Source organism: Lysobacter xanthus, assembly GCF_047159895.1.
In genome coordinates, this window is sequence record NZ_BAAGAB020000001.1 from 167,700 (window position 1) to 181,589 (window position 13,890).

Consider the following 13,890-nt stretch of genomic DNA (forward strand, 5'->3'; position numbering starts at 1 on the left):
CGCCGGCCGTGAGGCCTCAGGACAGCCCGCGCAGCCACCGACGGCGCGCGAACCAGCCGGCCACCATCACGCCGAGGAAGACCGCATAGCCGGACGTGGTGGCGAGCACCTGGCGCCAGATGTTGCCGGCGCTGCCCGTCGGCACCGCGTAGCCGTGTGCCCAGCGCACGACGAGCACGAAGGCGACGAGCGCGAGCGCGATCGTGGCGAGGTCGAACGCGCGGCGCCGTGCGTGGCGTGGCTCGCGCGGATAGAAGCAGAACAGGCCGGTGAGGATCGCGAACCACGGCAGGAACAGGATGAGCGCGAGCACCTGCTGTACCGACGCGCTCATGCTCATGCCGCGGCCTCCGCCAGCCGGGCCAGCGCGGCATCGACGTCCGCGCGCGACACGCCCTCCGCGAGCATCGCGGCGGATTCGTCGTCGAGCCGCGCCGCCTGCTTGAGCGCGGCCACGCGTTGGCCCGCGTCGCGCGGTGCATCGAAGCCCGCGCTCTGCAGCAGCAGGCGCTCGCCCTGCACCAGCTTGAAGTAGAACTTTCCGTCGGCCTCGCGGTACTGCTTGAAGACGGCGGGCGCCGGCGTCTCGTCGACGTTCGTCGCGGCCATCGACACCTTCGACAGGTCGCGCAGCCCCACCGCCTCGCGCAGCGACGCCAGCAGCGGCGTCGCGTACGTGGCACGCAGGCGCGCGGCACCGTCGCGCAGGATCGACTCGATCGCGGCCGGGTTCGCCACCAGCGCCTCGTACTTCTCGCGCATCGGCGCGATCTCGGCGTCGATGCGCTCGAACAGCGCCTGCTTCGCCTCGCCCCAGGCGATGCCCGATTCGAAGGCGCGGCGCATCTCGGCGGCCTGCGCATCGCTCGAGAACGCCTGGTAGAGCTGGAACACGTTCGACGCGTCGGCGTCCTTCGGCTCGCCCGGCGCACGCGAGTCGGTCACGATCGAATAGATGAGCTTCTTCAGCTGCTCGCGCGGGGCGAACAGCGGGATGACGTTGTCGTAGCTCTTGCTCATCTTGCGGCCGTCCAGGCCCGGCAGCGTCGCGACGTTCTGCTCGATCGCGGCCTCCGGCAACGTGAAGTGCTCGCCGTAGAGATGGTTGAAGCGCTGGCCGATGTCGCGCGCCATCTCGATGTGCTGGATCTGGTCGCGACCCACCGGCACCTTCTGCGCATTGAAGACGAGGATGTCCGCGGCCATCAGCACCGGATACATGAAGAGGCCGGCGGTGACGCCGGCATCGTCGTCCTCGCCCGACTCGCGATTGCGGTCCACCGCCGCCTTGTAGGCGTGCGCGCGGTTGAGCAGGCCCTTGCCGGCGACGCAGGTCAGCAGCCACGTGAGTTCGGGGATCTCCGGCACGTCGCTCTGCCGGTAGAACCACACCTGCGCGGGATCGAGCCCGCAGGCAAGCCAGCTCGCGGCGATCTCCAGCGTGGAGCGCTGCACGCGCGCCGGGTCCTGCACCTTGATCAGCGCGTGGTAGTCGGCGAGGAAGTAGAAGCTCTCCACCGACGGATCGCGGCTCGCCGCCAGCGCCGGGCGGATCGCGCCGGCGTAGTTGCCGAGGTGCGGGGTGCCGGACGTGGTGATGCCGGTGAGGACGCGGGTGCGGGCCATGGAGTCGCGGGCGGATCGTGGGGCCGCAAGTCTAGCGCGGGGGTCCGCGTCGGCCCGGATCAACGGCGGGTGAATGCGTTGCGCGCATGGAAGCGGCCGTGGCGACCCCGTTCAGCGCGCCCATGCGTTGATCTCGACACCTTACCAACGAGCGCCACCCATGACCGCCCGAACCCGTGCCGTCCTCGCCGTCGCCGCCCTCCTCGCCGCTGCCGCCGGCAGCGCGCAGGCGCAGGGCTATGGCCGCGGCGAACGCGTCGAGATGTCGATCGTCGATCGCGACGCCCGCGACGAGCTGCCGCAGTACTACGCGCGCGGCCAGGCCTGGGTGCCGGGCGTGCCCGGCCACCGGTACGCCGTGCGACTGACCAACCGCAGTCCGGAGCGCGTGCTGGTCGTGCTCAGCGTCGATGGCGTCAACGCCGTGTCCGGGCAGACCGCCGACGGCAACCAGGCCGGCTACGTGCTCGAGCCCTACGGGACGACCGAGGTCGCGGGCTGGCGCAAGTCGATGCGCGACGTGGCGCAGTTCTACTTCTCCGACCTGCGGGACAGCTACGCCGCGCGCACCGGACGGCCGCGCAACGTCGGCGTGATCGGGATCGCGGTCTTCGACGAAGCACGCCGGTTGCCGCCGCCTCCGCCGGTCTACTACCCCGAACGACGCGAGGCGATGGACGCGCAGGGCGCACCGGCCGCGGCGGCCTCCGCGCCGCCGATGGAGGAATCGCGCGCGCAGTCGATCGGCACCGGCCACGGCTATCGCGAGTACGCCCCGGTGTCGCGCACCGGCTTCGTGCGCGCCGGCGGCCCGGTGCAGGTGACGGAAGTGCGCTACGACGACGCCGACGTGCTCGCCCAGCGCGGCATCATCCCCTCGCGCTACGGCCGCCGCGACCGCCGCGAGCCGCGTGCGTTCCCGGGCGGCTTTGTGCCGGATCCGCCGCGCGGCTGGTAAGCGCGCCGGATAAAAAAAAGGGCCGGATCGCTCCGGCCCTTTTTTTATGCGCGGAGCGCGTGGATCAGCACTTGCCGTCCTTGCAGTCCTGCGCCTTGTCTTCGACCTTGTCGCCGACCTTCGAGACGTCCTTGCCCACGCCCGCCATCGTGTTGCAGGCGGTCAGGGTGGACATGGAGAACATCGCGAGCAACAGCAGGGCAGTCAGACGCTTCATGGTGTCATCTCCTCGGGGAATGCCGCGGGGCGGCAGGGGGATTCCGCGGGGGCAATGACACGATGCACCGCGTGAAACGCGCGTGCACTGTCGCTGCCCGCGCCCGCTTCCGCCTCACCCGCCGTTCATGCCGATGACGACCGGCGTTGCACGACGTGCGCTGCGTTCACGCCACGCCGGCGATTGGCGCCACGCATGCCGTGAACCGCTCAGTCGCGAAGCAGCGTCGATTTGCCGAAGAGGCTCTCGACCAGGTCGACCGCGAGGATCGCCGTGCGGTTGTGGTCGTCGATCAGCGGGTTGAGCTCCATGATGTCGAGCGAGCCCAGCCGGCCGGTGTCGCAGATCATCTCCATGCACAGCTGCGCCTCGCGATAGGTCGGCCCGCCCATCACCGTGGTGCCGACGCCGGGCGCGATACTCGGATCGAGGAAATCCACGTCGAAGCTCACGTGCAGGTGCGTGTCGTCGTCGAGGCCGTCGAGCGCCTCGTCCATTGCCGCGCGCATGCCGATCTCGTCGATGTAGCGCATGTCGTAGACGTCGAGGCCGTACTGCTTGATCAGGCGGCGTTCGCCCTCGTCCACCGAGCGGATGCCGATCTGGCGGATCTCGTCGGGACGCACGGCGGGCGCGCTGCCGCCCAGGTGCGTCAGCGGCGTCGGGCCGAGCCCGCACAGGCAGGACACGGGCATGCCGTGGATGTTGCCCGACGGGGTGACCTCGCTCGTATTGAAGTCGGCATGCGCATCGAGCCACAGCACGCGCAGCTTCTTGCCGGCCTCGCGGCACCAGCGCGCGACGCCGGTGATCGAGCCGAGGCCGAGGCAGTGGTCGCCGCCGAGCAGGACCGGCATGCGGCCGCCGTGCAGCTCGGCGTACATCGCGTCCATGACGATGCGGTTCCACTCGGTGACCTCGGCGATATGCCGGTAGCCGTCGACCGCATCGAGCCAGGGATTGCGCGGGCCGTCGAGGTTGCCGCGGTCGAGCACGTCGAGGCCGCGCGCGAGCAGGGCCTCGCCGAGGCCCGCGATGCGCAGCGCCTCGGGGCCGAGGCGTGCGCCGCGATGGCCGGCGCCGACGTCGGTCGGCGCCCCGACCAGGGTGACGGGGAGATAGGGACGGGACATGCGGTTCTCCGCGCCCGGGCGCCGCGGCGACTCCACCCCAGCAGGCCCGACCGGTGGCCGCATTCTATCGGGGGCGACGCGGCGGTCGCCCGCGCGTCGCCGTCCCGTCGCGACTCAGAGCGGCTCGCCGTTCGGCGCGCCCATGTCGTCGCTGCGCACGTCCGCCGACGACGGCGTGCTGCGCGCGCCCCGGAGCCAGGCCTCGGCTTCGCTGCCGGCGGCGAGGTCGTCCTCCTCGCGGCCTTCGATCGCCTGCCGCGCGCCGAGGTCGCTGTCGGCGCGATCGGCGCCGCGCGTCGAGGGATCCAGGTCGCCCTGGCGTCCGATGCCGCTCGCGGGCGCGCCGCCCGGGAATTCGCGTGCCATGTCGTGCTCCTCGTGCCGTGGGCCGTCGAGCGTCGCGCGCACGGCGTGAGGCGCGCAGCAAGGCCTCAGCGCGACTCGCGCAACAGCCGCTCCATGTCCTCGGCGGGCAGCGGACGGCCGAGCAAGTAGCCCTGCATCTCGTGGCAGCCGAGCTCGAGCAGCGCGGTGGCCTGCTCGTCGGTCTCCACGCCCTCGCCCACCACGCGGTAGTCGAGCGCATGCGCCATCGCGAGGATCGCCTCGACCACCGCGCGCTGCCCCGGCTCGCCGGGCAGGCCCTGCACGAACGAGCGATCGATCTTGATCGCGTCGAAGCGGTGACGCGTGAGATAGCCCAGGCTCGAATAGCCGGTACCGAAATCGTCGACCGACACGCGCACGCCCAGCAGGCGGATGCCCTGGATCAGCTGCGCGGCGCGGTCGCTGTGGCCGAGCATCTGGCTCTCGGTGAGCTCGACCTCGAGCAGCGAAGGCGGCAGCCCGGTGTCGGCGAGCGCGCGCTGCAGGTCGCCGATGATGCGCACCGGATCGAAGCTGGCGAGCGAGAGGTTCACCGCCACCGGAACGGCCGGCAGCCCGGCGTCGATCCAGGCGCGGTTCTGGCGGCAGGCCTCGCGCAGCACCCAATCGTCGACCAGGCGGATCAGGCCGGTCTCCTCGGCGATCGGGATGAAGTCCATCGGCGGCACGACATGGCCGTCCGCATGCCGCCAGCGCACCAGCGCCTCCATGCCCGACAGCGTGCGCCCCGGCAGCTGCATCTTGGGCTGGTAGACGAGGAAGAGCTGGCCCGCGGTCACCGCCGTGCGCAGCTCGCTCTCCAGCCGCAGGCGCTGGTCCGCGCGCTCGCTCATCACTGCGGTGAAGTAGCTGTAGCGCCCGCGGCCGCTCTGCTTGGCGTGGTAGAGCGCGGTGTCGGCCTGCTTGGTCAGCGCGAGGATGTCCTGCCCGTCCTCGGGGAACAGCGCGATGCCCACGCTGGCGGACAGGTGCAACGTGCGGCCGTCGATCTCGAGCGGCGCCTCGATCGCACCGATGAGCTTTTCGGCCACGCGCGCGGCGCCGCTGGGATTCGACAGCCGCGGCAGCAGCAGCACGAATTCGTCGCCGCCCTGCCGGCTCACCGTGTCGTCCGGCCGCACCGTGCCCGCGAGTCGCCGCGCGACTTCCTGCAGCACGCGGTCGCCGACCGGATGGCCGAGCGAGTCGTTGATCGTCTTGAAGAAGTCGAGGTCGACGAACAGCACCGCGCCGCGGCCGGGCGTCTGCAGCGCCTGCGAGAGGCGGTCCTGCAGCAGCACGCGGTTCGGCAGCCCGGTGAGGTAGTCGTGCTGCGCGAGGTGCGACATGCGCTCGGCCATCGCGCGCATCTCGCTGACGTCGCGCAGCACGGTGACGCCGCCGACGACGCGGCCCTCGCCGTCGGTGATCGGCGACTGCGCGTACTCGACATGCAGTTCCTGGCCGTCGCGCCGGCGCAGCAGCGCAGCCCCCTCGCGCGCGTCCGCGCGGCCGTCGGCATGATGCAGGCGCACGACCTCCTCCAGCGGTCGACCGAGCGCCTCGCGCTGCGTCACGCCGGTCATCGTCTCGGCGATGGCATTGAGCGACGTCACCAGCTGCAGCGTGTCGCAGGTGACCACCGCGTCGCCGATCGAATTGAGGGTCACGTGCGCGCGTTCGCGCTCCTCCTGCAGCGCCTGCTCGGTGCGGCGTCGCGCGGAGACGTCGCGGATCGCGACGAGCAACTGCGTCGCCTCGCCGGTGCGCAACTCGCTGAGCACGACCTCGACCGGGAAGCCCTGCCCGCCGGCCTGGATGCCGGTGAGTTCGAGCACGTCGCCTTCGGCGCGCACCGTGCGAGCGGCGAGGTGCAGGCGCACCGCGGCTTCGTCGACGTGATCGAAGCCGTCGACGAAGCGCGCGATCGGCTCGCCCAGCAGCTGCGTGCGCGGACAGGCGAACATCAACTCGGCCTGCCGGTTGGCGAGCAGGATGCGACGCGTGTCGGGATCGACGAGCAGCATGGCGTCGGGCGCGGATTCGAGCAGGTGCCGGAAGCGGCGCTCGGCCTCGTAGCGCCACGTCACGTCGTGCGCCATCAGCACGAAGCCGCCGGACTGCGGCAGCGGCTCGTAGAAGACGTCGAGCCGCTGGCCGGGCAACTCGAATTCGAAGCGCTGCGGCTCGCCGGCGAGCGTGCGTTCCATGTACGGCCGCAGCCGCGTGGCGGCGTCCTCGCCCAGCGCCTCGGCCGGCGTGTGGCCGATCAGCGCCTCGGGCGACTTGCCGAGCCAGGTGAGGTACTTGCGATTGGCGAACCGGTAGCGCAGGTCGGGGCCGACCTCGGCGACGTAGGCCGGCAGGTTGTCGGCGATCACCTGCAGACGCTCGGCCACGGCGAGCGAGCGACGCCGCTCGCGATCGCGCTCGGCGGTGAGGCCCGCGACGAGCAGCGGCCCGAACGTGCCCAGGCAGGCCTGGAACCACTGGTGCGACGGGATCACCGCGTCGACCGAGCCGGGGTCGTAGCGGTGCCGCAGCAGCGCGACCGCCAGCACGGTGACGATCGAGACGATGTTGCAGACCGCGGTCGCGAACACGCCGCGCTGCAGCGCCACCACCAGCATCGGCAGGGGCAACAGCGCGAACGGATAGTGGAGATAGAGGATCGACAGCGCGGCCACGGCGACCACGACCCCGATCCAGGCGACGAAGCCTGCGCCCCGGCGACCGCGCACCAGCTCGCGGGCCTCGTCGCGCCGGTACGACCAGACCAGCGGCAGCACGATGAACATGCCGAAGGCATCGGCGACGAACCAGCGCATGAACAGGGGCGCCCACGCGCGTGCGCCGGGCACCACCGATCCCAGCAGCGCGCCGAGCGCAGGCGCCAGCACGACCGCGATCGCGAACCCGGCGAGCACGCGCGACGGCGTGACCGCGCCGCTGCCACGAAGCCCGAGGCGATCGATCGCGAGGCAGACGAACCCGACCTCCATGCCATTGGCGAGCGCGGACACGAGCGTGGCGGTGAGGTGCATGCCCGGCAGCAGGCCGAGCAGCAGCGTGCCGAGCGCGGCGATGCCGGCGGCGGTCGCGAACGACATCGACGGCCGGCGCATCGCATAGCCGACGACGAGCGCATTGGAGATCCAGATCGCGACCGTGCCTTCGCTCAGGCGCAGCAGGCCGAGCGTCGCGACCGCTGACAGCGCGAACACGACCGAACCGACCAGCAGTGCCGTCGACCGCGTCCGTGCAGCGGAAATTCCCGTTTCGATACCGGCGCGGATGGTCCCCACCATCGCTCCCTTCGCGAGCGGCCCGCACGGGCCGCGTGAAGCGGCACAGTACATCAGGCGCGGGCGTGGGCTCCGTGGTGCCGGCTGTCGGAATCGAACCGACGACCTACTGATTACAAATCAGTTGCTCTACCGACTGAGCTAAGCCGGCCCGGGGATAGTGTAGCGCCCGTCCCGCACGACCCCGGCGCAGTCGATCGGTGCACCGTCGAGGCCGAGCGTCGCCGAGCGCGGTGCGAACGCGGGCGGCGCCGCGACGTCGAGCCACTGCACCACGCGGCCGCCGACCGGTTCGGCCACGGCGGCGAAGCCGGCGGCCGCGAGGCTCGCGGCGCGTTCGCGGGCGGATGCTTCGTTGCGGTAGCGGCCGAGCGCGATCGCGTGTGCGTCGCTGCCGGCGTCCGGCAGCACGAGGTAGTCCTTGAAGCCGGCGGCGCCGATCCGGGCCGCGGTGGCGGTCGCGGTCGCGCGGTCGGGCTGCGGCAGCACCACGCGCCAGGCACGGGGCGGGCTGGCGAGTTGCTGCGCCACGGCGGTCCACGCAACCTCGCCGGCGATGGCGCGGCGCGCGACATCGAACGCGGCGGGATCGCTGAACGGGCCGTAGCGAAGGCAGCGCAGGTCAGCCGCGGGCCGGGTGCGCGCGACCGGCGCCGCGCCGACCAGCTCCAGCGTCGGCCCGTCGAGCGGCGGCGGGGCCGCGGGCGTCGGCGGCACGTGCAGCGCCCACCAGGCGGCGACGCCCACATTGAGCACCAGCAACAGCACGAGCAGCGCACGCGTCAGCATCGTTCGATTCTAGCGACCCGTGCCGCGACGGCCTGCGTCGACCGTCACCCTGCGGCCCATCGGGCGAGACCGTCGAGCACCAGCGAAGGCGCCCAATGCGCCGCGGGGAGTCGTGCGCGCAGCGCATCGGCGCCGCCGCCGTGCAGCAGCACGTCCGGTGCGACCCCGAGCCGCGTCCCCGCATCGGCGATGGCCTCGCGGACGAGCGCGAGCGCCGCGCCCTGGCAGCCGCTTTCGAGCGCATCGGTGGTGTCGGAGGCCCAGTCCATCCATTCGCCGCCGTCCACCGGCAGCTGCGGCGCGCGTGCCTGCAGCGCCTCGCGCATCAGTCGCGGCGACGGCGCGATGCGTCCGCCGAGGTGGCGACCTCCCGCGTCGACGAGATCGATCGTGAGCGCGGTCCCGACGCCGCAGACGAGCACCGCCCCCGGGGCCATGGCGCGCGCGCCGACGAGCGCGAGGAAACGGTCGACGCCCAGTCGCGCCGGCACCGCATAGGCGATGCGCAGCCCGTCGAAACGCGCCTGCGTACGCGCGAGTTCGATGCGCGTGCAGCGGCGCGTCAGCGCGTCCAGCAGTTCCACGCGCAGCGGCTCGCCGGCGACGCTCGCCACGAAGGCGGTGTCGATGCGCGCGGGCAGCACGCTGTCGAGGGCATGGGCGATGCCGCCTTCGGCATGGGGCACCGCGATCGCTTCGCCGGCGCGGCCGTCGACGCGGGGCGCGCACTTGAGCCGGGTGTTGCCGAGGTCGAAGAGCCAGTCGCTCATGCCGCTGCCCTCAGCGTGACTTCGCCGGCGTGCACCGCGCGTTCGCCGGTCGCCGTGTGCACGCGCAGCGCCCCGTCGGGTGCGAGACCGAGCACGTGCGCGGGCTCCACGCGGTCGTGCAGGTGAAGCAGGACGTCGCGACCGTGCAGGACGTCGAACGCGTCCCAGCGTGCGGCGAACGGCGCGAAGCCCTCGCGGTCGAACATCTCGAGCGCGGGCAGCAGGCGCGCGAGCAGCGCGGCGGCGAGTGCATTGCGCGACGGCGTGGGCCCGAGCCGCGACAGGTCGGTCCACGGCTGGTCGATGTCGACGCCGGCATCCGGCAGGCGCACGTTGAGGCCGAGGCCCACCACCGCGCGCACCGGGCCCGCATGCTCGCCGCCGCCTTCCACCAGCAGGCCGCCGAGCTTGCGCAGGCCCGCGCCGGTATCGACGACGAGGTCGTTCGGCCACTTGAGGCCGACGTCGGGGAACCCCGCCTCGCGCAGGGCGCCGGCCGCGGCGAGCCCGGCGACGAGGCTGAGCCCACCCAGGCGCGCGAGGCCGCCATCGAACGTGCGCGCGACCGACAGCAGCAGGCTCGCGCCGAGCGGGGCCTGCCAGGTGCGGCCGCGACGTCCGCGGCCCTGCGTCTGCCGCTCGGCGAACAGCACCCGCGCGGCGGGCGTCGCGGGCTCGCGCAGCAGCGCGGTGTTGGTGGAGTCGATCGTCCAGGCGACCTCGAGGCCGCCCAGCAGCGCCGCCGCCGGGGCCGGCAGCGCGTCGCGGATGGCGTCCGCGTCCAGCAGGTCGAGCGGCGTCGCGAGACGGTAACCGCGGCCGGCCGCGGCCTCGACGGGCACCCCCGCCTCGCGCAGCGCCTCGATCCGCTTCCAGACGGCCGCGCGGGTGAGGCCGGTACCGCGTGCGAGGGCATCGCCCGAGACCGGGCCACCGGCCAGCGCGCGCAGCAGGGCCCGGTCGTCGAGGGTGGGGCGGGCGTCCGGGTCGCGATGCATGCCCGCATTATGGTCCGGCTGAACCGGCCAGCCCGCCTGCCGACGCCCGGCACGGACCGGTCCGGGAATCGCGCTATCCTCGCCGGGCTCCGGGCCTTCCCGGATCGAGGGACCGCCATGCTCCGTACCTGCCTGTGCCTGCTGATGCTCGTCGCCTGTGCCGATGCGGCCGCGCGCGACGTGCGGTTGAGCGGCGCCGAGAGCGGTGGCGCGGACGTGCCGGTCCCGGCGCGCGTCGAATCGCGCAAGCCCGCGGCGGCGCGCGACACCGCGCCCGCGCAGGACGGCCGCGTGCGCCCGAGCGTGCACGGCGACGTCGGCACCACGCGCACCCGCTGGCACAGCTTCCTGCCCGGCATGTTCCGCTGACGCTTGTTCGGCTGGATCCGCCGCCTCGCGCGGCCCGACACCCCCGATACCCCGCTCGACCCCGCCCTCGAGGCGCATGTCGTCGCGCACGTCCCCTGGGCGCGCGCACTCGATGAGCCGCGCCGCGCGCGGCTGTCGCGCCTGGCCGCCTGGTTCCTGCGCAATCGCGCGATCACGCCCGTCGCCGGGCTCGAACTCGACGACCGCGAGCGCGCGGTGCTCGCCGCCTGCTGCTGCCTGCCGGTGCTGGAACTGGGCGTCGGCGCCCTGCGCGGCTGGTCGCAGCTGATCGTCTATCCCGACGCCTTCCGGGTGAACCGAAGCCACGTCGATGCCGCGGGCGTGCTGCACGAATGGGAGGACGACCTGATCGGCGAAGCCTGGGATGCGGGCCCGCTGATCCTGTCGTGGGCCGACGCGCAGGCCGACTGCGCCGATCCGCGCGAAGGGTTCTGCGTGGCGGTGCACGAGATCGCGCACAAGCTCGACGCACTCGACGGCGAGATGGACGGCACGCCGCCGCTCGCGTCGGACTGGCACGCCGCGTGGGTGCGCGATTTCCAGCAGGCCTTCGACGATCTCGACGCGCGGCTCGAGCGCGGACGCCGTCCGCCCATCGACGAATACGCCGCGGAATCGGCCGACGAATTCTTCGCGGTCGCGAGCGAGTACCACTTCAGTGCGCCCGACGTGCTGCGCCGCGCGTATCCCAAGGTCGCCGACCACCTCGCGCGCCTGTACGGCCCCGCGCCGTTCGCGCGCTGAGCCTTACTCGAGCAGTCGCGCCCAGCCATCGAGACCGTCGAGGCGCGACAGCACGAGCTTGATGCAGACCAGCAGCGGCACCGCGAGCAGCAGGCCGATCATGCCCCACAGCCAGCCGAAGACCATGAGCGAGAGGATGAGCACGAGCGGCGAGAGGCGCATCGAGCGCCCGAGCACGATCGGGGTGAGCAGCTGGCCTTCGAGCGTGTGCACGAGCAGGTAGATGCCCGCGGGCGCGAGCGCCATCCAGTCCTCGTAGCGCAGGAAGCCCATCACCAGCAGGGTCAGGATGCCGATCAGCGGGCCGACGTAGGGCGCGAAGTTCAGCAGGAAGGCCATCGTGCCCCACAGCAGCGCCTCCTGCACCGGCACCCCGATCCAGTTGAGCAGGCCCGCGATCACCACGCCGACCACGGCGTTGATCACGCTGATCGTGAGCACGTAGCGTGAGATCTCGCGCTCGATGGAACTGAGGATGTCGACGGTGATGCGTTGCTGCTGCCGCGTGGGCAGCAGGGCGAGCGCGTGCTTCTGCAGGTTCTCGCCGTAAACCATGAAGAAGAACGTGAGCAGCACCACCGCGAGCAGCGAACTGACGAGCTTCGGCGTGGTCATCAGCCAGCGGTAGGGATCGTTCGTCTCCGTGCGCACTACCTGCACGCGCGCCTCGCCCGGGGTGGACGACGCCGCGCGCGCGAGGCGTTGCGCGGCCTGGTTCGCCTCGTGCACGGGCTTCACCATCTCGCGCAGCTTCGGCGCGAGCGAGCGGATGCCCGTCGGTGCCTCGCGGATCCATTCCGTCGCCGGCTGCACGAGTTGCTCCACGAGCAGCACGGTGCCGCCGAAGCCCAGCGTGATCACCAGCAGCGCACTGACGAAACGCGGCACGAAGGCGCGCTTGAGCACGCGGATGATCGGGTTGCCGACGAGCGCGAAGAACATCGCGAGCAGCACCGGCAGGATCAGGCCCTGCGCCGCCCAGAGGGTGAACCCCACCGCCAGCACCGCGAGCACGACGACCGCGGTGGGCGAACGCGGTCGCGAGGCGACGGGCTCGGCCGGCGTCGCGTCCGCGGGCGTGGCCGATTCGCCGGTGACGGGCGAGGGATCGGCGGGCGGAACCACCGTGTGCTGCGGCGTGGTGCTGGTCATTGGAGCCTCAGGCCGAAGCGGCCGGTTCGACGACCGACGCGGCGGCGGCCTGTGCGGAATCGGCCGCGGTGCCGACGTCGTCGGCCACCTGCCCCACGTCGTCGGCGACGGTGTCCATGCGCGTCGCGGCCTGCTGCGCCGTGGCGCTGGCGAACAGGCCGGACAGCGCGGTCACCATCTGCAGGATCGTGCTGCCCTTGGCCACCGACTTGGTCGGCTCGACGCGGCCGATCACGAAGCCGCTCACGAGGCCGGCCAGCACGATGCGACCGGGCGTCCAGCCGGAGACCCACGACGCCTTGAGCTGGCGCCAGTCGGCGGCCACGCGCCGCTCCTGCGCCTCGAGCGCGGCCTCGGCCTGGTCGACTTTCTGGATCAGCTGGCGGAAGGAGGTCGACATGGGCTCAGGGCGGCGTGACCGGCACGCCGACCTCGTCCTTGATCGGCGCGCCGCTGGCGGTGGTGAGGTCGGCATCCTCGACCGACTTCGCCGAGCGCGCCGAACCCGGCGCGGGCGTGAAGTCGGCGAGTTCGCCGAAGCCCAGGCGAGCGAGCTGGCGACGCGAGGCCTTCAAGCGGGTGTGTTCGAAGTAGCGCATCGCGCCCCAGGCGGCGAGCGCGCAGACCACGATGCTCAGGCCGGCGCAGGCGAGCATCGCCACCACCCACGACAGCCCGACCTGCGCGCGAAGCACGACGACGGTGCTGGCCATCAGCAGCAGCCAGGCGCTCGCGCCGAAGGCCACGGCGAGGCCGGCGAACGCCAGCGAGCGCCCGAAGGCGCTGCGGGCCAGCGAGACATCGGCGGCGAGCAGGCCACGGAACGCCTTCGAGGCGTCCGACACGGCGCCCATGCTGGCGCGCCCTGCCGCCATCACCTGGCGCAGCGATTCCTCGAGCTCGGGCGGGGGCGGCGGCGTGTTGCTTCCGCCCACGGGCGCAGGCCCGGGATCGGCATGATCCCGGGACTTCTCGCGTTCGCTCGCGCTCCCCGCGCTGGACACGATGGAGGTTCGTTCGGCTTAGCGGTCGTTGCCGCGCGCCAGCTTCGCGATCAGCCAGCCCGCCGCGAAGGCCGCGCCGAAGCTCACCAGCGGACGCTCGCGGATGATCTCGGCGGCGCTGTCGACCAGGTCGCGACCCTTGTCCATCAGCGTGTCCATCTGCTCGCGCGCCGCGCTGCCGGCGACTTCCGCCGCGGCGATGCCCGCGAGTGCGGTGTCGGCGAGGTCCGCCTTGAGATTCGCCTTGCCCACGCGGAGTTCCTCCCCGGCCGCCACAGCCGCGTTCTTGAGTGCATCGCCGCTGTCGACCGCGGCCTGCTTGAGGCTGCTGCCGGCCTCGGAAAGATTCGAACGGAAGGCACCGCCCGCGCTCACTTCGGTGGACGAAGAACCATTGCCGTTGTTGCTCGCCATGTCGCTGCTCCTGGATCGGGGGAA

Annotated in this window: 14 protein-coding genes, 1 tRNA gene and 1 pseudogene; 2 read left to right on the forward strand and 14 right to left on the reverse strand. The window is 72.4% G+C overall.

Going from position 1 to position 13,890, the window contains the following annotated elements; translation table 11 throughout:
• Positions 1–16: 16 nt before the first annotated feature.
• Positions 17–340, reverse strand: coding sequence for a hypothetical protein (locus ACY35P_RS00830; protein WP_462113917.1), 324 nt, complete (start codon positions 338–340; stop codon positions 17–19).
• Positions 337–1,626, reverse strand: a complete 1,290-nt coding sequence (locus ACY35P_RS00835; protein WP_462113918.1) for a tryptophan--tRNA ligase — start codon at positions 1,624–1,626, stop codon at positions 337–339. The genes ACY35P_RS00830 and ACY35P_RS00835 overlap by 4 nt, the downstream gene beginning before the upstream one ends.
• 160 nt (positions 1,627–1,786) lie before the next feature.
• On the opposite strand from ACY35P_RS00835, the gene ACY35P_RS00840 reads away from it, so the two are divergent.
• Positions 1,787–2,584 (forward strand): hypothetical protein, encoded by a 798-nt coding sequence (locus ACY35P_RS00840; RefSeq protein ID WP_462113919.1) that lies wholly within the window; start codon positions 1,787–1,789, stop codon positions 2,582–2,584.
• A 64-nt stretch (positions 2,585–2,648) separates the two neighbouring features.
• On the opposite strand, the gene ACY35P_RS00845 is transcribed toward ACY35P_RS00840, so the two are convergent.
• From ACY35P_RS00845 to ACY35P_RS00880, 8 genes are all read right to left on the reverse strand, one after another.
• Positions 2,649–2,801: an entericidin A/B family lipoprotein gene (locus ACY35P_RS00845; RefSeq protein ID WP_462113920.1), complete on the reverse strand. Its 153-nt coding sequence runs from the start codon at positions 2,799–2,801 to the stop codon at positions 2,649–2,651.
• A gap of 209 nt (positions 2,802–3,010) precedes the next feature.
• Entirely contained in the window at positions 3,011–3,934 is a 924-nt protein-coding gene (gene rocF / locus ACY35P_RS00850; RefSeq protein ID WP_462113921.1) for an arginase, read from the reverse strand.
• A 114-nt stretch (positions 3,935–4,048) separates the two neighbouring features.
• Positions 4,049–4,300: a Rossmann-fold NAD(P)-binding domain-containing protein gene (locus tag ACY35P_RS00855; RefSeq protein WP_462113922.1), complete on the reverse strand. Its 252-nt coding sequence runs from the start codon at positions 4,298–4,300 to the stop codon at positions 4,049–4,051.
• Between the two features lie 65 nt (positions 4,301–4,365).
• Positions 4,366–7,605, reverse strand: a complete 3,240-nt coding sequence (locus ACY35P_RS00860; protein WP_462113923.1) for a bifunctional diguanylate cyclase/phosphodiesterase — start codon at positions 7,603–7,605, stop codon at positions 4,366–4,368.
• A gap of 75 nt (positions 7,606–7,680) precedes the next feature.
• A tRNA-Thr gene (locus ACY35P_RS00865) sits at positions 7,681–7,756 on the reverse strand.
• On the reverse strand, positions 7,747–8,394 hold the full coding sequence (locus ACY35P_RS00870) for a hypothetical protein (RefSeq protein ID WP_462113924.1): 648 nt from the start codon (positions 8,392–8,394) through the stop codon (positions 7,747–7,749). Before ACY35P_RS00870 ends, ACY35P_RS00865 begins: the two co-directional genes overlap by 10 nt.
• Before the next feature lie 44 nt (positions 8,395–8,438).
• Entirely contained in the window at positions 8,439–9,164 is a 726-nt protein-coding gene (locus ACY35P_RS00875; protein ID WP_462113925.1) for a type III pantothenate kinase, read from the reverse strand.
• Entirely contained in the window at positions 9,161–10,162 is a 1,002-nt protein-coding gene (locus ACY35P_RS00880; RefSeq protein WP_462113926.1) for a biotin--[acetyl-CoA-carboxylase] ligase, read from the reverse strand. Before ACY35P_RS00880 ends, ACY35P_RS00875 begins: the two co-directional genes overlap by 4 nt.
• Positions 10,163–10,497: 335 nt before the next feature.
• Between ACY35P_RS00880 and ACY35P_RS00885 the strand changes: the two are divergent.
• Positions 10,498–11,296 (forward strand): annotated as a pseudogene (locus ACY35P_RS00885) (M90 family metallopeptidase).
• Between the two features lie 3 nt (positions 11,297–11,299).
• Here ACY35P_RS00885 and ACY35P_RS00890 read toward each other — a convergent pair.
• From ACY35P_RS00890 to ACY35P_RS00905, 4 genes are all read right to left on the reverse strand, one after another.
• Positions 11,300–12,448, reverse strand: coding sequence for an AI-2E family transporter (locus ACY35P_RS00890; RefSeq protein ID WP_462113927.1), 1,149 nt, complete (start codon positions 12,446–12,448; stop codon positions 11,300–11,302).
• 7 nt (positions 12,449–12,455) lie between these two features.
• The gene (locus ACY35P_RS00895; protein ID WP_462113928.1) at positions 12,456–12,848 is read right to left on the reverse strand and encodes a hypothetical protein; all 393 of its coding nucleotides are present in this window, start codon (positions 12,846–12,848) and stop codon (positions 12,456–12,458) included.
• 4 nt (positions 12,849–12,852) lie between these two features.
• Entirely contained in the window at positions 12,853–13,383 is a 531-nt protein-coding gene (locus ACY35P_RS00900) for a phage holin family protein (RefSeq protein WP_462113929.1), read from the reverse strand.
• 87 nt (positions 13,384–13,470) lie between these two features.
• The gene (locus ACY35P_RS00905; protein WP_462113930.1) at positions 13,471–13,866 is read right to left on the reverse strand and encodes a hypothetical protein; all 396 of its coding nucleotides are present in this window, start codon (positions 13,864–13,866) and stop codon (positions 13,471–13,473) included.
• Between the last annotated feature and the right edge of the window lie 24 nt (positions 13,867–13,890).

Coding starts and splice junctions, on each gene's coding strand:
- ACY35P_RS00870 (WP_462113924.1), bottom strand. CDS start 8,394: ATGCTGACGCGTGCGCTGCTCGTGCTGTTGCTGGTGCTCAATGTGGGC.
- ACY35P_RS00830 (WP_462113917.1), bottom strand. CDS start 340: ATGAGCATGAGCGCGTCGGTACAGCAGGTGCTCGCGCTCATCCTGTTC.
- rocF (WP_462113921.1), bottom strand. CDS start 3,934: ATGTCCCGTCCCTATCTCCCCGTCACCCTGGTCGGGGCGCCGACCGAC.
- ACY35P_RS00895 (WP_462113928.1), bottom strand. CDS start 12,848: ATGTCGACCTCCTTCCGCCAGCTGATCCAGAAAGTCGACCAGGCCGAG.
- ACY35P_RS00835 (WP_462113918.1), bottom strand. CDS start 1,626: ATGGCCCGCACCCGCGTCCTCACCGGCATCACCACGTCCGGCACCCCG.
- ACY35P_RS00845 (WP_462113920.1), bottom strand. CDS start 2,801: ATGAAGCGTCTGACTGCCCTGCTGTTGCTCGCGATGTTCTCCATGTCC.
- ACY35P_RS00890 (WP_462113927.1), bottom strand. CDS start 12,448: ATGACCAGCACCACGCCGCAGCACACGGTGGTTCCGCCCGCCGATCCC.
- ACY35P_RS00855 (WP_462113922.1), bottom strand. CDS start 4,300: ATGGCACGCGAATTCCCGGGCGGCGCGCCCGCGAGCGGCATCGGACGC.
- ACY35P_RS00880 (WP_462113926.1), bottom strand. CDS start 10,162: ATGCATCGCGACCCGGACGCCCGCCCCACCCTCGACGACCGGGCCCTG.
- ACY35P_RS00840 (WP_462113919.1), top strand. CDS start 1,787: ATGACCGCCCGAACCCGTGCCGTCCTCGCCGTCGCCGCCCTCCTCGCC.
- ACY35P_RS00905 (WP_462113930.1), bottom strand. CDS start 13,866: ATGGCGAGCAACAACGGCAATGGTTCTTCGTCCACCGAAGTGAGCGCG.
- ACY35P_RS00875 (WP_462113925.1), bottom strand. CDS start 9,164: ATGAGCGACTGGCTCTTCGACCTCGGCAACACCCGGCTCAAGTGCGCG.